This window comes from Candidatus Methylomirabilota bacterium (genome assembly GCA_035764725.1).
Taxonomy (GTDB): Bacteria; Methylomirabilota; Methylomirabilia; order Rokubacteriales; family CSP1-6; genus DASRWT01.
Genome location: DASTYT010000065.1, coordinates 1 through 20,862, shown reverse-complemented (window position 1 = coordinate 20,862; position 20,862 = coordinate 1). Strand labels below are relative to the sequence as shown.

At 68.3% G+C, this 20,862-nt stretch carries 15 protein-coding genes and 2 tRNA genes; 10 read left to right on the top strand and 7 right to left on the bottom strand.

What is annotated here, in order from left to right:
- Window positions 1-51: 51 nt before the first annotated feature.
- Window positions 52-127: transfer RNA gene (locus tag VFX14_11670), tRNA-Lys, on the top strand.
- 15 nt (window positions 128-142) lie between these two features.
- Here VFX14_11670 and VFX14_11665 read toward each other — a convergent pair.
- Window positions 143-403: a hypothetical protein gene (locus tag VFX14_11665; protein ID HEU5190338.1), complete on the bottom strand. Its 261-nt coding sequence runs from the start codon at window positions 401-403 to the stop codon at window positions 143-145.
- Window positions 404-593: 190 nt separating this feature from the next.
- Between VFX14_11665 and VFX14_11660 the strand changes: the two genes are divergently transcribed.
- Window positions 594-1,619 (top strand): diacylglycerol kinase family protein, encoded by a 1,026-nt coding sequence (locus VFX14_11660; GenBank protein HEU5190337.1) that lies wholly within the window; start codon window positions 594-596, stop codon window positions 1,617-1,619.
- Here VFX14_11660 and VFX14_11655 read toward each other — a convergent pair.
- Window positions 1,504-2,493 (bottom strand): lysylphosphatidylglycerol synthase domain-containing protein, encoded by a 990-nt coding sequence (locus VFX14_11655; protein HEU5190336.1) that lies wholly within the window; start codon window positions 2,491-2,493, stop codon window positions 1,504-1,506. The two genes, VFX14_11660 and VFX14_11655, sit on opposite strands and share 116 nt — an antisense overlap.
- Window positions 2,494-2,537: 44 nt before the next feature.
- Here VFX14_11655 and VFX14_11650 point away from each other — a divergent pair, with 44 nt between their 5' ends.
- Window positions 2,538-3,224, top strand: a complete 687-nt coding sequence (locus VFX14_11650; GenBank protein ID HEU5190335.1) for a phosphatase PAP2 family protein — start codon at window positions 2,538-2,540, stop codon at window positions 3,222-3,224.
- Between the two features lie 158 nt (window positions 3,225-3,382).
- On the opposite strand, the gene VFX14_11645 is transcribed toward VFX14_11650, so the two are convergent.
- The 3 genes from VFX14_11645 to VFX14_11635 form a co-directional block, all read right to left on the bottom strand.
- Window positions 3,383-4,567 (bottom strand): glycosyltransferase, encoded by a 1,185-nt coding sequence (locus tag VFX14_11645; protein HEU5190334.1) that lies wholly within the window; start codon window positions 4,565-4,567, stop codon window positions 3,383-3,385.
- Window positions 4,568-4,686: 119 nt separating this feature from the next.
- Entirely contained in the window at window positions 4,687-5,364 is a 678-nt protein-coding gene (locus VFX14_11640) for an SOS response-associated peptidase (GenBank protein HEU5190333.1), read from the bottom strand.
- Between the two features lie 50 nt (window positions 5,365-5,414).
- Window positions 5,415-7,367, bottom strand: a complete 1,953-nt coding sequence (locus tag VFX14_11635; protein ID HEU5190332.1) for an EAL domain-containing protein — start codon at window positions 7,365-7,367, stop codon at window positions 5,415-5,417.
- Between the two features lie 286 nt (window positions 7,368-7,653).
- Here VFX14_11635 and VFX14_11630 point away from each other — a divergent pair, with 286 nt between their 5' ends.
- Window positions 7,654-8,841 (top strand): thiolase family protein, encoded by a 1,188-nt coding sequence (locus VFX14_11630; GenBank protein ID HEU5190331.1) that lies wholly within the window; start codon window positions 7,654-7,656, stop codon window positions 8,839-8,841.
- A gap of 75 nt (window positions 8,842-8,916) precedes the next feature.
- Here VFX14_11630 and VFX14_11625 read toward each other — a convergent pair whose 3' ends face one another.
- Window positions 8,917-9,249: a hypothetical protein gene (locus VFX14_11625; GenBank protein HEU5190330.1), complete on the bottom strand. Its 333-nt coding sequence runs from the start codon at window positions 9,247-9,249 to the stop codon at window positions 8,917-8,919.
- Window positions 9,250-9,461: 212 nt separating this feature from the next.
- Here VFX14_11625 and VFX14_11620 point away from each other — a divergent pair, with 212 nt between their 5' ends.
- The 4 genes from VFX14_11620 (at window position 9,462) to VFX14_11605 (ending at window position 15,915) form a co-directional block, all read left to right on the top strand.
- Window positions 9,462-13,547, top strand: a complete 4,086-nt coding sequence (locus VFX14_11620) for a transporter substrate-binding domain-containing protein (protein HEU5190329.1) — start codon at window positions 9,462-9,464, stop codon at window positions 13,545-13,547.
- Window positions 13,548-14,744, top strand: a complete 1,197-nt coding sequence (locus VFX14_11615; GenBank protein HEU5190328.1) for an EAL domain-containing response regulator — start codon at window positions 13,548-13,550, stop codon at window positions 14,742-14,744.
- Between the two features lie 110 nt (window positions 14,745-14,854).
- Window positions 14,855-14,933, top strand: a tRNA-Glu gene (locus VFX14_11610).
- Window positions 14,934-15,471: 538 nt separating this feature from the next.
- Window positions 15,472-15,915, top strand: a complete 444-nt coding sequence (locus VFX14_11605) for a universal stress protein (GenBank protein HEU5190327.1) — start codon at window positions 15,472-15,474, stop codon at window positions 15,913-15,915.
- 327 nt (window positions 15,916-16,242) lie between these two features.
- On the opposite strand, the gene VFX14_11600 is transcribed toward VFX14_11605, so the two are convergent.
- Complete coding sequence (locus VFX14_11600) at window positions 16,243-17,442, bottom strand: hypothetical protein (protein HEU5190326.1); 1,200 nt, start codon at window positions 17,440-17,442, stop codon at window positions 16,243-16,245.
- A 493-nt stretch (window positions 17,443-17,935) separates the two neighbouring features.
- Here VFX14_11600 and VFX14_11595 point away from each other — a divergent pair, with 493 nt between their 5' ends.
- Both VFX14_11595 and VFX14_11590 read left to right on the top strand, forming a co-directional pair.
- Window positions 17,936-18,088, top strand: coding sequence for an ABC transporter substrate binding protein (locus tag VFX14_11595; GenBank protein ID HEU5190325.1), 153 nt, complete (start codon window positions 17,936-17,938; stop codon window positions 18,086-18,088).
- Between the two features lie 1,195 nt (window positions 18,089-19,283).
- Window positions 19,284-20,816 (top strand): multicopper oxidase domain-containing protein, encoded by a 1,533-nt coding sequence (locus VFX14_11590; protein ID HEU5190324.1) that lies wholly within the window; start codon window positions 19,284-19,286, stop codon window positions 20,814-20,816.
- The last annotated feature ends 46 nt before the right edge of the window (window positions 20,817-20,862 follow it).

The window sequence follows — 20,862 nt, the reverse complement described above, 5'->3', positions numbered from 1 at the left end:
GAACGGCACAGGATGCTAAAATCTGCGCCGAGCGTCGTGTAAGTCTTTGAAGAGCCGTTAGCTCAGTTGGCAGAGCACCTGACTTTTAATCAGGGGGTCGGTGGTTCGATCCCACCACGGCTCACCACACTTCCGCGGCTGGCTACGGGCGCGGATCTACCGTGTCCGGCAGGCAGCTGAACTGATCGCGCGCCTCGCCGACGCTCCGCTGCATCGTCGCGATCGAACGCTCGAGGTCGTTGAGCTCGCCCGCCTTCTGCTCGCAGGCCTCGCGCGTGTCGAAGCGTGGCGCGGGGATGTGGGCGACGCTCCACTGGTCGGAGCCCACCGGCTCCTCGACCCAAATCACCCACACGACCACCGCGATCGTAACGATGCGAATCCGGTGAGCGGTCGGGCTCATCGCCCTCCTTCGCGCGTTGACAGCGCGCGGCAACAATAGTAGATCGCGAGCCCCTCGAGAGGGACGGGTCGAACCTACCCGAGCGCACCAGACTACCCGCGCGACCTGACGAAGCTCGAGGAATATTGTACGGGGATTCGCGCAGTTCGGGATCAGGGCTAGTGGTAGCGGCCTTGCAGTCTTCCTGCGCATGTCCATACAGCGAGCAATGGCCACGGTGGCGTCGATCGCCCGCGCGCCCGTGCAGATCGTGTACACGCCGGGCTCGGGCGAGGGTCATGCGACGGCGCTCGCGCGACGCATGGCGCGTGAGCTCCGGCGGCGCGGGGAGCGCGTGCGCCTGGCCTCGTTCAAGCGCCTGGGCGATCTCGCCGCGTGGAGTGCCTCCTGCGTGGGCGACTTCTCGCGGCTCATCGCCATCGGCGGTGACGCCACCCAGAGCGCGGCGGCGCTCGCGGCGCTACGGCACGGCGTGCCGCTCTTCCCGGTACCCACCGGCTTCGGCAATCTCTTCGCCGCAGCCTTCGAGGTTCCCATGGAGCCGCGCGCCGCCCTCGACGCGTTCGAGCACGGGGCGGTGCGGAGCGTGGACGCGGGCGTCGCGGGCGGCGAAGTGTTCCTCTGCCACGCGAGCTACGGCCTCCTCGCCAATGTGCAGCAGGCGGTGGAGGACGGCGCGCGCCAGCCCCGCGAGCGGGGCTGGCGGCACCTCGCCTACTACCGGATGGCGCGACAGATCCTCTTCGATCTGCCGTTGCCGTCGATCCGCGTTGAGGTCGACGGGCGGCTCTTCTGCCGGGACGCGGTGATCGCCACGGTGGCCAACGTCGAGACCTACCGCGGCTTCCTGAGCCTCACGCCGGAGGCCTCGCCCGCAGATGGCTGGTTCGACGTGGTCGTCATGGAGCGCGCGTCGCGGCCACGCGTCTGGGCCCGGCTTCTGGGGCTGCTACTAGGCCTGGGCGACGCGCAGACGGGGCTCCGCCGGTGCCACGCGCGCCAGGTCCGCGTGTTCGAGGAGGGTAAGGCTCCCCAGGAGGTGCGGATGCTCGCCGGCGCGCTTCCGCTGGTGGTGCCGCCCGCGGCGGCGGCGCTGCCGACTACGCGAGAGGACGCGACCAGGCCTCGCCATGCGGCCCGCGCAGGCGCGCCAGCGCGATGGCAGCCAGCCCCAGCCCGATCCACACGGCCTGACGCGCTCGGCGCAGCAGGATAAACGCGAGCCCCGCGCCGGCGCCCATTCCCAGCGCCTCGAACGCGGCCGCGTTGGCGCCCTCGAGGGCGCCCAGACTGCCCGGCAGGAAGAAGGTCGCGAAGCGCACGCCCGCGCCGATCGCTTCGACGGTCAGGGCGACAATCGGCGTCACCGGCATGCGCAGCGACCACATGATCACCAGGACCTCCACCGCACCGAGCGTGCGCCCGACGAAGTGGAAGAGCAGGGCCGCGGCGAGCCGGACGCGATGCTGCGTGTAGTAGCTGACCAGCATCTCGTCCATGCGCTTCGCTGACTGTGCCCCGTGCGACATCCCGAAGCGCTTCAGCACCCGCCCGATCCCACTCATGCCGCCCCAGACCTGGGTGACGACGAAGAGCGCGATCGCGATGACCTCGAACACGAGAAGGCCCGCCATGCCGATCAGGATCCCGCGCTCGAGCTGGAGCGTCGCGAGCGCGAGGCCCAGGGCGAGGCCGATGAGGAGCACCTGCGCCAGCGTGTTGACCGTCTTCGCGACGACGATGGACGGCACGCTCTCTTCGTAGGGTACCCACGGCCGCACGAGCCACGCGCGCAGCGGTTCTCCGCCCACCGGGGCGACGGCGGAGGCGGCATTCACCGCTTCCCCGGCCGCGCGCGCGAGCAGGAGCTGGGTAAAGGGGGCCGCCCTCCGGGGGAACGAAAAGTACCATCCGATCGAATCGGCGATGAGGACGAGCGGGTAGGCGAGGCAGATCAAGACGAATTGCCACCAATAAATCTTTCCTATCGCGCCGAAAATGGCCTCCACACCGACATGGGCGAACAGCCAGGCGATGAGCGCCAGCCCGACGACCGCGCCCAGCACCTGCAGTGGACGAGCGAGGCGCATAATTGCAAGGTTGCGGCCATTGCCACAGGTGCGACACTGGAGTCATGAGCCGGAGGCAGGTCCTCGGCGTCTCGTGCGTTGCATCGACCGCCTACCTGCTTCTCGCTCTGCTCACCGCGCACGCCGGTGTCTTCCTCTTCGAGGAGCGCACACGCTCGGCGGTGAGCCTCGCGCACGCGCCCGTGCTCGATGGCGTGATGCGGGCGGTGTCCCTTCTCGGTGACAGCTGGGGGTTGATCCCCCTCATCGTGCTCGGCTCGGCCGCACTGTGGCGGCGTCACCGCGACTGGGCGACCGCGCTGCCCGCGATCATGCTTGGAACGTGGGCGCTGCAGTGGGCCGCGAAGTGGACGACCGATCGCCCACGGCCGAATCTGGCGCCTCTGGGATTTCCCAGCGGACACGTGCTGAGCCTCGTGGTTCTTTTCGGGCTGGCGGCTTACGGGCTCTGCCGGATGCGCTCCGATCGCGCGGCGCGCGCGCTCTGCATCTGCTGCGCCTCGACGCTGCTCGTGACGGTGGCGGCGAGCCGGCTCTATCTCGAGGCGCACTGGATCCTGGACGTGGCGGGAGGATTCCTGCTCGGGCTCGCCTACCTGATGCTGCTGATCTGGATCGCGGAGATGCGCGCGGGCCGCGATGAAATCGCGGCCCGCGAACCCCTACCGTCGCTCGAGACCGCATTGAGCGAGCCCGCGACGGCGCGGGCGCCCATCGTTCCTTCGCTCTAAACTCTCGAGACACCTCGCAAGTTCCCGCCGCGCTGCTGTAAATACCCCCGCAACTTCTGCGTCTATTCCATCAGGAGACGAAGCGTCAGAAGCGCTGCGGGAGGTGACTCATGAAACGCTCGATCGCATGGTTGATGGGATTGATCGCGGCCGGCTCGCTACTGGGCGGCTGCGTGGCGCTGGTGGATCCCTTTCCGGTCGTGTCTGGACCGCGGATCGTCGTCGCGCCAGCGCCGGTAGTGGTGGCGCCACGTCCGTGGGGCTGGTGGGGTTATCACGGGCACGCCTGGCAGCGTCGCGCCTATCGCTAGGACTGCTCGCTCACCTGTGGCCGCGCTCGGCCGCTTTTCGGCGGTCGAGCGCGGCCAGTCGTTGTAGCCGATCCACCAGGCCTTGAGATTCGCCGCGACCCACTGTGGCGCGCGAAGCGGGGCCAGCGCCGCGCGAGCGCCGCGGCGCAGCCGGCCCGCCGCGCGGTCGACGCCGAGCGCGAGGGGTGAGGGAAACAGCCGCGGCAGGAGCCCGAGCTGGCGATTGTAACCATAGAGGAATCGACGGAAGCGCCCCTGCTCGGTGATGTCGATGCCCCACTTCTGCTCGAAATAGCGATAGCCCGTGAGGATCGACCGCATGTTCCAGCGCCAGTCGAAGAGCCGGATGTCCACGGCGGCGATCGGCGCGTCGATCTGGTAGTGCACTACGGAGGTCGGCTCGAACCACTGGCCGAGTCCGGCCCGCGCCCAGGTCAGGCCGGAGTCCACCTCGCCGACCTCCAGGATGTCCTCGTCGTAGGCCTGCAGGCGCAGCGTCGGCTCGATTTCCACGAGCTGGCAGTGCAGCTCGCCGTAGTCCACCGGCCCTCGACGCATGTTCGAGCCCTGGTGGTACGGCATGCCGTGCATCCGCAGTTCCTTGTGCCCGTACGCCCGACCGTTCACGTACGTCACGTAGAGGGTATTCCCCGCGGCGTGGATCTCGGTCTCCGATTCGAGGATCACGGGCACGACCATCACTGCGCCGGTTTCCTGCTGGCACTCCACGAGCGGCCGCAGCCAGCCGGGCCGCACGAGCACGTCGTTGTCCATGAGCACAGCGAGCCGGGTCGTGGCGGCGCGCATGCCCAGATTGCGCGCCTGCGCCTGATTCAGGAACTGGCGCTCGAAGATGAACTTCGCCTGGTTGCCGTAGCGGCGCTGCCATTCCTGGCGCAGCGCCTCCGGCGCCCCGCCCGCGACCACAATGAGGTCGTGGGGCTCGGGCGTGCACGCGCGAATGCGCTCCAGACAGGCGATGAGTGTCGAGAAGCGGTCACGCGTGCCGACGACGATCGTGCAGCGCTCCATGGTAGATCCTCCGGAGCTAGTTCTGCAGCGCCCGTGCCAGCGCGGAACTCCGCGTCAAACGGATCATCGAGGGGATGCAGTCCCTGCGCGGCCGCCGAGCTGTAAAGCCGGCCGACGCTCTAGGCGGAGAGGCGCTCGACGAGCGCGGGCCCGTCGTTCTGCGACGACGAGACGAGCGAGGAGACGCGATACGCCTCCATGCGCTCGGCGGGCAGGGGACGGAGGAAGGGCAGTAGCGCCGCCGTATCCGCGAGGCGCGGATCGAGCCAGGCCGCTTCCACGTCGGGTTCGAGGATCACGGGCATGCGGTCGTGGATGGACGCCGCGAGCTCGTTCGGCGTGGTGGTGATGATGGCGCAGGTCGCGCGCTGTCCCTCGCTCGCGCGCGGCGGCGTATAGAGGCCCGCGAAGGCGAAGAGCCCGCCGTCGCGGAGCCGCAGGTACCAGGGCTGCTTGCGCTTCTGGCCCGGCACCGCTTGCCACTCGTAGAAGCCGTCAGCGGGAACGAGGCAGCGCGTGCTTCGGAGCGCCTCGCTGAACATCGCGCTCGTCGCCACCGTCTCGGCTCGCGCGTTGATGGGGGCACGCCCGCCGTTCCGCGCCCAGAAGGGCCTCAGCCCCCAGCGGGCGGTGAGAAGCCGGCGCTGCCCGTCGCGGGCGATGACGATCGGCACGGGCTGGGAGGGCGCGACGTTGTAGCGCGAGATCATTTCTTCGTTGTCCGCCTCCTCCACCTCGATGCCGAAGCGATGGGCGAGCTCCTCGAAGGCGGCGGTCTCCGTGTAGCGGCCACACATGCCGCCGAGTCTACCGCAGCGGAGGCGACGAAGGGGACGCGGGCGGGGGACTAGCGGCGATTCAGGAGCTGCGCGAGGCGCTCCTGCAGGATCTCGCTCGGGAGGCGCGTGTCCGTTTCGCTCACGGGCGCGGGGGCGGGCGCGGCCACCGGCGCCGGCACGGGCGCAGGCTCCGGCTCTGCGACCGCGACCGCAACCTGGACCATCGCGGCCGGCGCCGTCGCGGGAGCCGCCGGCACGGCGGGCCGCACCCGCTCCGCGTCGGGAGCCGCCGCCACGACCGGCCGCGGCGGCGCGTCGTGCTGACGCTCGAGCGACTCGAACACGATGTCGGCCGCGCGCGGGTGCCCGAAGAGGAAACCCTGGCCCCGCTCGCAACCGAGCTCCCGGAGGCGGTGGAGTTGCGCCTCGTTCTCGATGCCCTCGGCGGTGACGGAGAGCCCAAGGCTCTTGGCCACGCTGATCACCGCTTGCACGATCGCCGCATCCTCCGCATCGGTGACGATGCCTTCGACGAAGGAGCGGTCGATCTTGAGCGTGTCGATGGGGAAGCGCTTGAGGTACCCCAGCGAGGAGTAGCCCGTGCCGAAGTCGTCGATGGCCAGGCGGATGCCCAGGTCGCGCAGCGCGTGCAGTGTGGCCAGCGTCGCCGGCGCGTCCTGCATCACCACGCTCTCGGTGATCTCGAACTTCAAGCTCCGGGGATCGAGGCCGCTGTCCTTCAGGACACCCGAGACCAGCTTGACCAGGTCGGGATCCTGGAGCTGCCGCGCCGAGAGATTGACGCCGATGGTGAGCGGTGGGTCGCTGGGGCGCTGTTCCTGCCATTGCCGGGCCTGTCGGCACGCCTCGGTGAGCACCCACTGTCCGATCGGGATGATGAGGCCGGTCTCCTCCGTAAGCCCGATGAAGGCATCCGGCGGGAGCAGCCCGCGCTCCTTGTGCTGCCAGCGGACCAGCGCCTCGAACTCTTCCACCCGCCCCGTCTCGAGGTGCACCACCGGCTGGTAGTGGAGGCGGAGCTCGTCGCGCGCCACCGCGCCGCGAAGGTCCAGCTCGAGGTCGAGGCGATGAATCGCGGGCGCCGCGGTGTCGGGCTCGAAGACCTCGTAGCGGTTCTTGCCCTTGCCCTTGGCGCGATACATCGCGAGATCGGCGTCGCGCAGCAGCTCTTCAGGCAGGATGGGGCGGTGCGTGTTCAGCGCGATGCCCACGCTCATCGTGACCACGACCTCGCGGCCCTCGAGCAGGAACGGCGTCTCCAATGCCTTGCCCACGCGCTCGGCCACCGCGGTGGCGCCGCCCAGGTCGTCCAGGTCCTCGAGCAGGACCGCGAACTCGTCGCCGCCGAGGCGCGCGACCGTATCCTCCGGCCGCACGCAGTCCATCAGGCGGCGGCTCAGCTCGCCGAGCACCTGATCGCCCACCGCGTGACCGAGGCTGTCGTTGATGACCTTGAACCGGTCGATGTCGAGGAACAGCACGGCGACGTGCTGGGCCCGGCGTTCGGTGCGGGCGAGGGCGTGGGCGAGGCGGTCCATGAACAGCGCCCGGTTGGGGAGCGCGGTGAGCGTATCCTGGAAGGCCTGGCGCGTGAGCTGGTCAAGCTTCTGTGGGAACTGGTTGATCTCCTGCGCCTGCTGCTCGATGGTCGCCATCATCTTGGAGAACGAGGCGACCAGGGTCCCGATCTCGTCGGCGCGGTCGATGACGGGCGCAGCGTCGGGCTTGGCGTCGGAGACGATGTTCGCCGCGCGCGACAGGGCGGTGGCGAGGTCGTAGATCACGTAGCCGCCGCCCGCCATGAGGAGCGCGGTGAAGAGCAGCAGGATGGGGACCGCGAAGCCGTCGCCGCCCGCCTGGCGCGCGCCATCGAAGAGCGGCATCAGGTAGGCGTAAAAGCAATAGGTCAGGATGAGCAGCGGGATGACCGACGACAGCGTCAGGGCCAGGATCATCTTCTGCCTGACCCGCTGGCCGCCAAAGGCGACCTCGCGCCGCATGTCGTTATGGCCCATTTTGCGTGGTTCCCCGACATGGAGGGGAGCAACCCCGGTGCCACCAAGGGGTCAGGATGCCATCAACCCTTACATATCAGGTAGTTATCGTGTTATTCCGCGCCGAATTTCCCGATGAGATCGGGCTTCAACCTACAAATTTCGGTCACCTGCGGCGGATTCTGTCGCCGCGGCTAAATGGGTATCGCGACGGCCCCTGAGCGTATCGGGATCGCGTATACTTCCCGCCAAGCCGGACAGGGTCGTTCACCGCCTCAGAGAGGAGCCATTCATGAGGGAAGCCGTCGTCGTCGGCAGTTCGCGCACCCCACTCGCCAAGTCGATCCGCGGCTCGTTCAACATGACCCGCCCGGACGATCTCGCCGCCCACTGCATCAAGGACGTGCTCGGCAAGGCCCCGCGCCTCGATCCCAAGGAGGTCGAGGACGTGATCCTGGGCTGCGGCCAGCCCCACGGCTCGCAGGGCCACAACATCGCCCGCGTGGCGGCGCTCCGCGCGGGGCTCGCGTCCTCGGTGGCCGGCACGACGGTCAACCGGTTCTGCTCGTCGGGGCTGCAGGCGATCGCGATGGCCGCGCATCACATCATGAACGACGGCGCGGAAGCCGCCATCGGCGGCGGCGTCGAGAGCATCACGATGATGAAGCGGGACAGCGATCCCAACCCGTGGGTGAAGGAGCACTGGCCGGGCACCTACATGGTCATGGGCGAGACCGCCGAGGTCGTCGCCAAGCGTTACAAGATCCCCCGCGAGGCCCAGGATCAGTACTCGCTGGAGAGCCAGAAGCGCACCGCGCGCGCCCAGCAGGACGGCTTCTTCAAGGAGGAGCTCGCGCCGATGCAGGTGGTGCGCGGCGTCCTCGACAAGAAGACCGGCGAGATCGTGGGCAAAGAGGACTTCTACGTCGACAAGGACGAGTGCAACCGCGCCGACACCACCCTCGAGGGCCTGCTTGCGCTGCCGCCGGTGTTCGACAAGACCAGCGGGCAGGGCACCGTATCGGCGGGCAACTCCTCGCAGCTTTCCGACGGGGCCTCGGCGACGCTCCTCCTGTCGATGGACCGCGCCAAGGCGCTCGGCGTGACCCCCAAGCTCATCTTCCGCGGGTTCGCGGTGGCAGGCTGCGACCCCGACGAGATGGGCATCGGCCCGGTATTCGCGGTGCCGAAGCTGCTTCAGCGGCATGGGCTCAAGGTCAGCGACATCGACCTCTGGGAGCTCAACGAGGCGTTCGCGGTGCAGGTCATCTACTGCCGCGACCGGCTGGGCATCGATCCCGCCAAGCTGAATGTCAACGGCGGATCGATCTCGATCGGTCACCCCTTCGGGATGACCGGCTCGCGCATGGTCGGCACGCTCGCCAACGAGATGCTCAAGCGCAAGGCGCGGTACGGCGTCGTCACGATGTGCGTGGGCGGCGGCCAGGGGGCGGCGGGACTCTTCGAGGCCTGCAACTAGCGGACGCGGAGCAGCCAGCGAGCCCCCTCACCCCACCGCGAGGGCGGGTGAGGGGGATTGTTTTTCAGCCGTCGGCTAGCGGAGCCGGGCCAGATAGGCGTCGAGCGACGCGGGATCGTTCCCGCGCGTGCGCGACGTCACCAGCCAGGACTGTCCGTCGAAACGCGCGTGCGACCAGACGTCGTTGAAGACCTGAATGCGGTCCATCGGGCGCAGCGGGTGGGCGTAGTACCGGATCGGTGAGTCGGTCGGGACGTGCACCCACGCGTGCCGGACCAGCACGCGCTCGTATCCATGGACGCTCTCCGACGTGGGGCCTACATTCTTGCCGCGGCCGTAGCCGTCGGTCAGTCGCTTGTCGCCTGGCATGATCTTCCCCGGCGTGCTGAGGTTGAGACTGAGCTTCATGGGCGTTGTCTCCTTGCCGGGGAGAGACAGCAAACCCCACGCCATGGGAAAGATCGCTGGAAACTCGATGAGTTGCGGCAGGATGAGGCCGCAGCTCCTACAATTCGCGTGGCTCACCGGGGGGCGCGTTCCCTCGTGTTCGGGGATCGCCATACGCCCTGGGGGCGATTGAGGACGACGTGGGGACTGAGCGAAGATCAAGGCACGTGATCATGCTGCGCGTGCTCGGCGTCGTCTGGCTCGCCCTCGCGCTGCTCAGCGGAGCGGCGGCGGCGGATCCGAGCCCGCGCGCCCGCGAGATCGCTCTTGCCCCCGCCGACCGTGACTGGCTCAAGGCCCACGGCAAGGTCCGCGTGGGGGTCTATGACACGCCCTGGCCCCCGTACGAGATGCTCAGCGGCGACGGCGAGCATCGCGGCATCACCGCCGACTATCTCGATCTGCTCGCCTCGCGCGCGGCGTTCCTGGTCCAGCCCGTGCGCTTCGCGAGCTTTTCCGACGCCTTCGAGGCGTTCCGGCGTGGCGAGATCGATCTGCTCGGCTCCATGGTCCAGACTCCCGAGCGGGCGGCGGTGGCGCGGTTCACGATCCCGTACGCGACGACCCATTCCGTCCTCATCGCCCGGCGCGACGACACCTCGGTCCACGGCCTCAAGGACCTCGCCGGCAAGAAGGTGGCGATGGAGCGTGGCTACGTCGCCGTCGAATTCCTCAGGAAGGCCGTCCCCGACGCGATCGTCGTCGAGTCCGCCTCGACGCTCGAGGCGCTGCAGGCGGTGGCCGCCGGCGACGCCGCCGCGTATGTTGGCAACCTCGTCTCGGCCTCCTATCTCATCGACAAGGCCTACCTGACCAACCTCGAGGTGCGCGGCTCGACCGGCTTTCCCACGACCGAGCTGCGGTTCGCGGTGCGCCGCGATCTGCCGCAGCTCGAGGGCATTCTCAACGCGGCCCTGCGGAGCCTCGACGAGGGGGACCACGACCGGATCAGGGCGCGCTGGGTGGGCGGCCGACCGTCCCCGGCCGTCCCCATCGTGGCGCTGACGCCCACCGAGCGAGAGTGGATCCGGCAGCATCCGAAAGTCCGGCTCGGTGTCCGTCCAAACCAGTCTCCCATCGAGACGCTCGATCGGAGCGGCCACTATTCGGGCATGGCCGCCGACTACGTCGCCCTGCTGCGTGAGCGGCTCGGCCTGGAGTTCGAGACGAAGCCGGTGATCGGCTGGCCCGAGCTCGCCGCGCGCCTGAAGCTCCACGAGCTGGACGGAGCGGCCCTCATCTCGCCCAACGACGAGCGCGGGCGATACCTCGTCTTCACGCGCCCGGGCTTGTTGATGCCCTGGGTCATCGTGACGGCCTCTGGGGCCCCGGCGGTCGGCGGACTTCGCGACCTGCGCGGCAAGCGCGTGGCGGTGACCGACGCCAGCGCGGCCCACATCGTGCTCCAGGAGCGTTTCCCTCAGATCACGCTGCTCACCGTGCGATCGGACGCGGACGGATTGGAGGCCGTGGCCGAAGGGACGGCTTTCGCCCACATCGCCCCCCTGGCCATCGTGAGCCCCCTCGTCCAGCAGCAGTTCGGATCGTCGGTGCGCGTGGCCGCGCAGGCGTCCGAGATCTCGGCCGACCTCGTCTTCGGGATCCGCGACGACTGGGCCATGCTGCGCGGTATCCTGGACAAGGGCATCGCGTCCCTGACCGAGGAGGACCATGCAGCCATTCGCAACCGGTGGCTCGGCCTCACCTACCGGCTCACCGTCGACTGGCGGCGCTACCTGGGCGTGATCATCACGCTCGGCGCCACCGTGGGGCTCGTCCTCCTGGTTATCGTCATCTGGAACCGGCGTCTCCGTCGCCAGATCGTCCGGCGGGAGCGGGCCGAGGCCGCCCTATCGAACCAGCTCGCGTTCCAGGAGGTGCTACTGGACACGGTGCCCACCGCCCTCTTCTTCAAGGACACGCAGGGGCGGTACATCGGCTGCAACCGCGCGTTCGAAGAGACCTTCGGCGTCACGCGCGCCGAGCTGATCGGCAAGACCGTGCTCGAGGTCTTCCCGGACACACCGCGCGCGGCGCGCGAAGCCCAGCACGCCGATCATCTGAGCATGCTGGAGACGCGCGGATCGCAGCTCACCGAGTGCCAGATCCGGCGCGCGGATGGCGCGACGCGCGACGCGCTCTACTGGGCGCGCACGTTCGACCTCGCCGACGGCAGCCTGGGCGGCTTCCTCGGGGCGTATCTCGACATCACCGACCGCAAGGAGGCGGAGCGCCAGCTCGCGACCCAGTTCCGCACGCTCCAGACCGTCCTCGAGGCGATGCCCGCCGGCGCCGTGCTCGTCGACCAGAGCCTTCACGTGGCGGTCAGCAACGAGCGCTTCTGGAAGGTGCTCGGCCTTCCCCGCGAGCGCTTCGGGCCCGACCCCGTCTCCTTCGAGGCGCTGGTGCGATTCAACGTGGAGCGGGGTGAGTACGGGGGCGTGGACCCGCGCGTGATCGTGCAGGAGACCGTCCGTCAGCCGGCGCCGCACCACGAGGAGCGCACCCGTCCCGACGGCTCCGTGCTGGACGTCCGGGGGACCCCCCTGCCGGACGGCGGCTTCGTGCGCTTCTACCAGGACATCACCGACCGCAAGCGCGCGGAGATCGCGCTCGCCGGCGCCAAGGAGGCGGCGGTGGTGGCGAACCGCGCCAAGAGCTCGTTCCTCGCGACCATGAGCCACGAGATCCGCACCCCCATGAACGGGGTGCTCGGGATGCTGGAGCTCCTGTCCCTGACGCCGCTGGAAGCGGATCAGCGCGCCACCCTGCACACCGCTCGCGAGTCCGCGCGCTCGCTGCTCGGCATCATCGACGATATCCTCGATGTGTCCAAGATCGAGGCGGGCAAGCTCGAGTTGCGCCCGGAGCCGACGTCGGTGGCGGACGTCATCGAGAGCGTCTACCTCATCTATTCCGTGGCGGCGAGCGCGAAGCGCCTGCTCCTCCTGCGCGTGGTCGACCGGCGCCTGAGCCCCGCGCTCATCGTGGATCCGCTGCGCCTGCGGCAGATCCTCAACAACTTCACCAGCAATGCGATCAAGTTCACCGTCGAAGGGCACGTGGAGATCCGCGCCGATCTCGTCGAGCGGAGTGACGGCCGGGAGATCGTCTGCTTCTCGGTGACCGATACCGGCATCGGCGTCTCGGCCGAGAACCAGCGCCGGCTCTTCGAACCCTTCGTGCAGGCCGAGGCCGACACCACGCGCCGCTTCGGTGGCACCGGGCTCGGCCTCGCGATCTGCCGGCGGCTCGCGGAGATGATGGACGGCGCCGTCGAGATGCGGAGCGAGCTCGGGAAGGGCACCACCATGACGCTGACCCTCGCCCTGCCCATCGGTGACCCTGCGCTCCTCCGCCGCGCCGATCTCGTCGGCACCCAGTCGGCGACTCAGGCCATGCTCGGAGGACGCCGAGCATCGCCTCCGGTGACGCAGGCCGAGGCGGAAGGCACCCTCGTGCTCGTCGTCGACGACCACCCCACGAATCGCGCGCTGCTGGAGCGTCAGCTCCGGACCTTGGGCTACGCCGTCGAGTCGACGGAGAACGGCGTGACTGCGCTCGAGGCATGGCGGACGGGCCGCTTCGGGATCGTCGTGACGGACTGTCACATGCCGGAGATGGACGGCTACGAGCTCACCCGCGCGATCCGCGCCGACGAGGCCGCGCGCGCGGGAGGCGGGAAGCGAATCCCGGTGATCGCCTGCACCGCGAACGCGCTCGCCGGCGAAGCGGAGGTGTGTTTCGCCGCCGGCATGGACGACTACCTCGCCAAGCCCGTGGAGATGGCGGCTCTGGCCCGCGCCATGGACCGCTGGCTGCCCCTGCCGACGGCGGGCGCGGCTTCGGGCGCCGTCGCCGCGAACGCGGTGGCGGCACAACCGCCCGCTGTCCCGACCGATTTCACGGCCGACGCGCCGGCCATCGTCGGAAGCGTCCTGGCCGAGCTGAGCGGCGGGGACCAGGCGGTGGAGCGCGACATCCTCCGCGAGTTCAAGGTCGCCAACGACGCCGATGCCGCCGCGCTCGACGAAGCGCTGGCGAAGCGCGACCTGCCCGCGATCGTTCGGGCCGCCCACCGCATCAAGGGCGCCAGCCGCATGGTGGGCGCCCAGGATCTCGGGACGGTGTGCGCGGCCATCGAGCGGGCGGGTCGAGCGGAGGACCTCACGGCGGTGCTGGCGGAGGAGCCGCGACTACAGCACGAGCTCATGCGCCTCGCGGCCCACCTGGAGCACGTCGGAGCGGAGAACCCGTAGATGGAGATCTCGGAGCTGCGGTTCCTGGTCGCCGAGGACCACGAGTTCCAGCGCCGCACCCTCGTTCGGATGCTGGCCTCCCTCGGCGCGCTCGAGGTGCTCGAGGCCGCCGATGGGCGGGCCGCGCTCGAGGTCTTCCGCCAGGCCGCCCGCGCGGTGGACATCATCGTGTGCGACCTCGACATGCCCGAGATGGACGGGATGGAGTTCATCCGCCACGTGGGCGAGGCGGGCGCACAGGTGTCGGTGATCCTCTCGAGCGCGCTCGACCGGCACCTCATCGCGTCCGTCGAGACCATGACAACCGCCTACGGAATGAATCTCCTCGGCGCCATCGAGAAGCCCGCCACGCCTCAGAAGCTTCGCGACCTGATCGCGCGCCACGGCATCCTGCCCGCCCGCCGCAAGGGCGCTCCCGCCGCCGCGATCCCGGCCGCGGAGGTGATCGCCGGGCTCCGCGCGGGGCAATTCGAGCCCTTCTTCCAGCCCAAGGTGGAGATGGCCACCGGCAAGATCGTGGGGGCGGAGGCGCTCGCGCGCTGGCGACACCCGGAGCGCGGCATCGTGTCCCCGGGCGCGTTCGTCGGCGGCCTCGAGGCGGCCGGCCAGGCGGACGCCCTCACGTGGGTGATGCTCGAGAAATCTGCGGTCGCCGCCAGGGCCTGGCAGGAGCAGGGCCTGGCCGCGTCGGTCTCGGTGAACCTCTCCCTCACTTCGCTGTCGGACGCCACGCTCGCCGAGCGAATCACGGATGCCGTGCGGCGCCAGGGCCTCGACGCCAGGGCCATGATCCTCGAGATCACGGAGACGGCCGCCATGTCCGACGTCGGGCGCAGCCTGGAGAACCTGGCCCGCCTGCGCGTGAAGGGCTTCGGCCTCTCGATCGACGACTACGGCACCGGCTATTCCTCGATGCAGCAGCTCGCGCGCGTCCCGTTCACCGAGCTCAAGCTGGATCAGTCCTTCGTGACCAACTGCGCCGACAACGTGCAGCACCAGGCGATCATCGAGTCGAGCCTCGACATGGCGCGACGGCTTCACCTCAAGACGGTGGCCGAGGGCGTGGAGACCCTCGCCGACTGGACCTTCCTGCGCGAGCTGGGCTGCGGGGCCGGCCAGGGCTATTTCATCGCCAAGCCGTTGTCTCTCGGCGAGTTGCTGCGCTGGGCGGGGGAGTGGAGGGCGCCACTGGAGTGAGGGCGCGGCCTGACCACTCCGGCGCCGCGCCGTCCGCTCCGTCGCCGGTTGTCACGCGGCGCGCCCCCTGCTACGATGCGCTGGTCTCACGTTCGTACGGCACGCCCAGGGACCCCGTCGTCTAGCCTGGCCAAGGACGCGACCCTTTCAAGGTCGAGATCGCGGGTTCGAATCCCGCCGGGGTCACCAACGCCGGGGGTAGCGGCAACACCGTGGAAAGTATCGGGTCCAATCGGCCGCGCCCCGTCACCTCGTAGTAGCGGCCCTCGGCGCCCGTGCGTGGGGTGAAGGTCAGGCGCCCCACCAAGAGCTTGGCGAGGAGCTGCCTAGCCCGTGGGATCTCCGCCTGCAGCAGGCCCACCCACCCCTCCGCACGCAGGGTCGCTTCCACGCGCTGGCGGAGCGCGGCGCGGTCGACGGCCCGGAGTACCTCCTGGCTGTCCAGGGCTGAAGGTCCTCGCGGGTGTTGGACTGGTTACCGTCCTCGTGTGGTGGTTCGGCGGAGACCTCCCGCCAGGCGTGACCCAGATGGGGGGAATGACCTACCTTGTTCTCGTCATATTCGCGTTCCTGGAAATCCGATATGTCCTCTCCACTCGACTCCCGGCCGCATGGCGCTGTTGGCGGCGGCGGCACTGAAAAACTTCCAGGGGGCTGCGATCTTGCGGAGACCGGCGATCGTCCATAGACTCGCCCTGGAGCAATTCCGATCAACACGGAGGCAGGAATGTACAAGCGCGTTCTCGTTCCGGTGGACGGCTCACCCCTGTCTGAGGGAATCCTGCCCTTCATTCTCCAGATCGCGGCCCCGCTCGCGCTGGAGGTGGTGCTGGTGTACGTGATAACACCGATTGCGCCGCAGGCCATCGAGGGGACGAAGCACTTCACGGTCTACGACGTTGAGGCGCGGCTGAACGAGGGGCGGGAGTATCTAGCCCGAGTCGCTGCCAAGGTGCAAGGGGTGCGAGTCACACCGGAAGTCCGGCGTGGAGAGCCGGTGGCGGAGATCGTGGCCGCGGCACGTGATACCAAGGCGGACATCATCGCCATGACGACCCATGGGCGGAGCGGCTTCAGCCGCCTCCTCTTCGGCTCGGTCGCGGAGGCGGTGCTGCGGCAGGCTGAGATCCCCGTGCTTATGATGCGGCCCAGCAAGCAGGGTGTGTCGTAGAGCAGGGGGCCCACCGCCCTTTCCTCAGCGAAGGAACCGCAGCGCGTTGTCGTGGAAGATCTTGCGGCGCGCGCCGTCGTCCAGCCCGCGCTCCCAGGCCCAGCGGCGCTCCTCGTCGTAGACGTCCAAGTAGCGAAGACTGAATGGTGAGCCGTGGTGGGAGCGTCCAGCTCCTCAACGCCGTGCGATGGCCCAAGGCGGCCAAATTAGGCAACCGCAAGTCCGACGCGGACTTGCCGTTCCCACATTCGAGCAAATCCCCCCGGGGTCACCACCTCATGGGCTATGCGCGGCCCGCCGAAGAGCAGGCGCCGCGGAGCTCGAGCGCTACCTCCCGTTTAGGCGGCGCCACCCGTCCAGCACAGCGCCCCGGAGCAGGGCGCGATCGATCGCCTTCGCGCGCTCACGCGTGAGCCCGATCCGCGAGAGGATCCCCCACACGGTGTCCAGCCGCTCACTCCGTGCCACCGCCCGCGCGACCGCGCGCGCGAGCGCGGGCTCCCTGGTCGCGAGCTCGCGGCGGATGTCCTCCCACCGGATGCGAATGAACTCGGGGACGAAGATCCGCGCGACCTCCTCCGGATCAAGCCGTGACGGGAACCCGGTAGCCTGCCCGAGCACGCCGTGAGCGGCTAGCCCCAGCATGGTGCGGACGCACTTTTCGCATTTTCCACAGTTATAGGCCTCCCGCTGCATCCAGCACACGCGCAGCCCGCGGAGCGCCACCGGACTCCCCGCAATTAGCGCGAGCTTTTCGGGTCGGTTGCGCTCGGCTCCGTCGTGGACGAAGTCGAGCCGCTCGCTGGACCAGAGCGGATCCAGATTCGGGTGCGAGCCCCATGGCCTGAGCTCCGAATAGGGGTACGAGGAGGCGACGTAGAGCGTGTGGAAGAGCCCCGCCATGGCGTGCCCGGCGCCGGCCAGCACCACGCCGTGGGTGAACTCGAAGTCGTCGTCGCCGAGGAGCTCCCGGAGATTGGTCCGAATCGTCACGAAGCCCTTCCCCAGGGCCGCCGCCGCCTCCCGGAGCGGTCCGGAGAGGCGCTCGAAGAGCGAGCCGTCATCCGACCGCACATCGAACCCATGCAACATCACGAGATGGGTGATCGCCCGGGAATCGCTCGAGGGGTATCGCGAGATGTTCTTCAGCACAGTGTAGAAGGAATCCACGCCGCCCGAGAAGAAAGCGCCCACTCCGGACCCCCGGCGCGTCGCGACGCCCATCGGCGCCTGGATCTCGACCACGGCCCCAGGGACGCGCCCCGGCGGGAGCCCCCACGTCTCGAGAAGCGCAGCGGCCCGGCGCGCCGATGCCAGCAGCTCAGGCGAGACCTCCGCCTCGATCACGATCGGGCCCGGTCGCTGAAGCGCGCGCTGCAACAAGACTGGAAGGAAGGGATCCCCGCGTGCGCTCAGCCCGTCGGCGAACGCTGCCGGCACCTCGAACCAGAGGGACGGCGGCAGCTCCGACCCACCCTGGAGCCGCGCCGACAGGCGAACCCCCGTCGGGGTCTCTTGGATCTTCACGTCCCTCACATGGACGCCTGTCATGCCCGCTGATGATACGCTGCGACGCCGAGTTCGCTAACCTTGAATCTGCCTCCGGAACGGAGTGCGACCGGGAGTAGCTCCGGGGCAGTACGACAATGCAGAAGCGCTCGGGGAAGTGCTTCTGAGTACTGGAGCCGGGGGCGGGGCAGCGTCCCGACGTGCTCCTGGTGGCGGGTCGAGAGGTGTCGATGAAGGCGGCCAGTCGGGCAACCCGGACTATCCCCATCGTCTAGAAGGTTGAGGTCCGCCCGCTCTAAGACTTCGACGCCGCGTTCGTCGCCATAACACGAAGCCGGGCGGCGGGGGTCCTGCTCTTCGGCTCGCCCGTGTTCTTCGGAGAGCGCGCGCGGATTGAGGACCTCGCGCTCAAGCATCGGCTGCCTTCGATGAGTCCGGCCTACTCCGACCTGCGTGCCACATTCGGGTACGGGGCCATCTCTCCGACATTCTTCGTCGCGCTGCGGACTACGTGGATAGGATTCTCAAGGGAGCCAAGCCCGCTGATCTCCCCATCGAGCAGCCGACCAGGTTCGAGCTGGTGATTAACCTCAAGACCGCCAAGGCCCTCGACCTCAAGATCCGGCCGTCGCTTCTCCTACGGGCGGATCGGGTGATCGAGTGATGGAGCGGCGAGCGTTCATCGTGAGCATCACCGGCAGCCTCCTCCCCGAGCCGCTCGCCGCCGAGGGGCAGCAGGAAGGGACTTCGCCAGTCGGAGTCGACACCATCAAGCGTGTGCTCACCGGCCATAGGCAGTGGGCGTTGTACTGGGACCGCCGACCCCTACAACGACCACGTCTCGGCCTAATGACGGCTGATCGTTCACCCCATGCGACTCTCGAATTCATGCGCGTGGGCTTGAAGGTCATCGGGCATGCTCAAGACGATGAAGTCCACCACATAGAGTGCGAATTTGAGGTTGCGATCTTAGAAGGCGCCTTTACCTTTCCGGGGTGTGTCGGTTCCGACAAGACTATGACGTACGATCCGGACGACCGCGAATATCCATTCAAGGGGCGCGCGGCGGCACGTTGTTCTGGCTGGCACCGAAGGATTAGGTGATCGAGTGCCTGAGCCGAATTCCCGACGTATCTGCAAGGGACCGCGACCTGGCTCGCCGGCGCGCGAGGATGTTCGCCACCCTAGGCTTCAATGAGCTGGTTCGCGTCCCGCCTGGGATGGAAGCGCAATTTCGGGCGTTGCGCCTCTGGCTCGACCGTTCCAGGCCCCCCACCGGGGCTCACGGGGGAGGTCGGACTGCCTCGACGCCGGCCGCCCCCGCGGAGGTGACGTTAATCGTTCCTATGCGCTCGCACGAGCCTGACGGGATGCCGCGCGGTCAGAAGTATTCTTGTCAGCCTGCATGGCGCTGATGTATGCTCCCCTTTCAGGGGGCGCAGTATGCTTTGCTCAAGCCCCAGATGGCCGCTCGATATCCTCGCCCGCCACTTGCCCGCTTGTGCTCGATTGCGCTCGTTCGCGTCGCCGGGCTACCGCTCGGCGACCAGAGCACCTCGACCGTCTGGCCCTACCGAATCGCGCCATCGGCGGGTGTTGGTGGAAGGGGGTGATGGGTGATGCGTTAAGTCGCGTCATACGGTCCCTGAACATTGGGTTCCGGACCCACTCGTCGGGAGAACCAACATCGATCGGATGGGTTAGGAGTGGCCGTTATGAGAACACTATCTCGCCGAACTCTCCTCAAGTATGGAGCCCTCGGCGGCGCCGCGCTCTTTCTGCCCCGCGCGCTCCCCACATTCGCCTCGCCGCCCCTCCAAAAGTTCGTTGAACCGGTGCCGCTACCGGGAGCCGGAATCGTGGTCGCGACACCGAGCGGCAGCAACGAGTACTCGTTCACGCAAAGGCCCCTAGCGCGGCAACTCCATCCTTCGCTGCCACCCACACCATTGTGGGCGTACGACGACGGCTCTGGTCTCGATGGGCAGGCCGGCTCGTTCGGGATGGCCGTGGTCGCGCAAACCGGGAAGCCGCTCAGAGTCAGCTATACTAACAACCTCCCAGAGATCTACCCGGCCTGGATCCCGGTCGATACGCGGCTGACACCACTCGGAAACCAGGTTCGTGTCATGACCCACCTCCACGGCGGATTCGTCGCGGCCGACAGCGACGGAAATCCGGCGGTCACGCCGAATGGCTTCGGCACGGGGAAGACCCAGACGGTCTCGTACCCGAACGAAGCGCCTCAAATGCCAGCCGCGCTGCTATGGTTTCACGATCACGGCCTCGGCGCGACACGCCTGAACGTATTCGCCGGGCTGGCCGCTGCCTACCTCATCCGCGACCAGTTCGACACAGGTGAAGAGCCCAATGCCATCGGCATTCCGGGAGGAGCGTACGAGATCCCGCTGGTCATCCAGGACCGCCAGTTCAACCCGGATGGCACATTCCTCTATCCGACGAGCACGATCCCTGGCGTCACATGGATCGGTGAGTACTTCGGCGATGTCATGCTGGTCAACGGCAAGGTGTGGCCATTCCTGAATGTCGAGCCGCGAATGTACCGATTCCGCATCCTCAACGGCTGCAACGCGCGCATCCTCGCCCTCGACATGGGGGGCGTCAACCTCCGGCAGATCGGCGCCGAGGGCGGCATATGGGACGAGCCGGTGCCGGTGTCGCGACTCGTGCTTGCCCCCGCTGAGCGGGCGGACGTGCTCGCCGACTTCAGCGGATTTGCCGGCCAGAACCTGCTGCTGAGAAACAGCCGGCCGCCGGCTCCCGTGGCGACCCCGGCCCCGCCGTTGACGGCGGTGATGCAGATCCGGGTCGGGACGACGGTCACTCAGCCGGGTCCGACCACGATCCCCGCGAGCCTTCCGGGGCGCGCCGCCGATCTACCCAGTCCCGTCCGCACCCGATACATCACGCTCAACGAGGTGGCACCGGAGACCGCAAACTGGTTCCTGAACCTCAATGCCGTCCATTTCGGGATCGACAAAGAAACCCCCCGCGTCGGAACGGTCGAGGACTGGGTCTACATCAACTTGACCGAGGACACCCATCCGATGCACACGCACCTTTTCACCCACCAAGTCATTGGCCGCACCCCGTTCGACGTCGCGGCCTACCAGGCCGCCTTTCGTGGTCCGAACGGCGCTCCGGGGGGAAACGATCCGACCCTCTTCGCGACCGGCTCGATGGTGCCACCCGATCCCGAAGAACGGGGCTTCAAGGATACGGTGAAGGTGAACCCTGGCTACTTCACCACTATTCGGGGGAGCTTCGACTTGCCCACGAAGGTGAAGCCGCCGCAGACCTACGTGCACCACTGTCACATCGTCGAACACGAGGATAACGACATGATGGAGGCATTCACCGTGACTCGCTGAACGACGGCGTGCGAGAGCAAGGGGCGGCCTGCACGCAGGAGCGGCT

Coding starts and splice junctions, on each gene's coding strand:
- VFX14_11660 (HEU5190337.1), top strand. CDS start 594: ATGTCCATACAGCGAGCAATGGCCACGGTGGCGTCGATCGCCCGCGCG.
- VFX14_11655 (HEU5190336.1), bottom strand. CDS start 2,493: ATGCGCCTCGCTCGTCCACTGCAGGTGCTGGGCGCGGTCGTCGGGCTG.
- VFX14_11635 (HEU5190332.1), bottom strand. CDS start 7,367: ATGCGGCGCGAGGTCGCCTTTGGCGGCCAGCGGGTCAGGCAGAAGATG.
- VFX14_11645 (HEU5190334.1), bottom strand. CDS start 4,567: ATGGAGCGCTGCACGATCGTCGTCGGCACGCGTGACCGCTTCTCGACA.
- VFX14_11625 (HEU5190330.1), bottom strand. CDS start 9,249: ATGAAGCTCAGTCTCAACCTCAGCACGCCGGGGAAGATCATGCCAGGC.
- VFX14_11615 (HEU5190328.1), top strand. CDS start 13,548: ATGGAGATCTCGGAGCTGCGGTTCCTGGTCGCCGAGGACCACGAGTTC.
- VFX14_11650 (HEU5190335.1), top strand. CDS start 2,538: ATGAGCCGGAGGCAGGTCCTCGGCGTCTCGTGCGTTGCATCGACCGCC.
- VFX14_11665 (HEU5190338.1), bottom strand. CDS start 403: ATGAGCCCGACCGCTCACCGGATTCGCATCGTTACGATCGCGGTGGTC.
- VFX14_11605 (HEU5190327.1), top strand. CDS start 15,472: ATGTACAAGCGCGTTCTCGTTCCGGTGGACGGCTCACCCCTGTCTGAG.
- VFX14_11620 (HEU5190329.1), top strand. CDS start 9,462: ATGCTGCGCGTGCTCGGCGTCGTCTGGCTCGCCCTCGCGCTGCTCAGC.
- VFX14_11640 (HEU5190333.1), bottom strand. CDS start 5,364: ATGTGTGGCCGCTACACGGAGACCGCCGCCTTCGAGGAGCTCGCCCAT.
- VFX14_11630 (HEU5190331.1), top strand. CDS start 7,654: ATGAGGGAAGCCGTCGTCGTCGGCAGTTCGCGCACCCCACTCGCCAAG.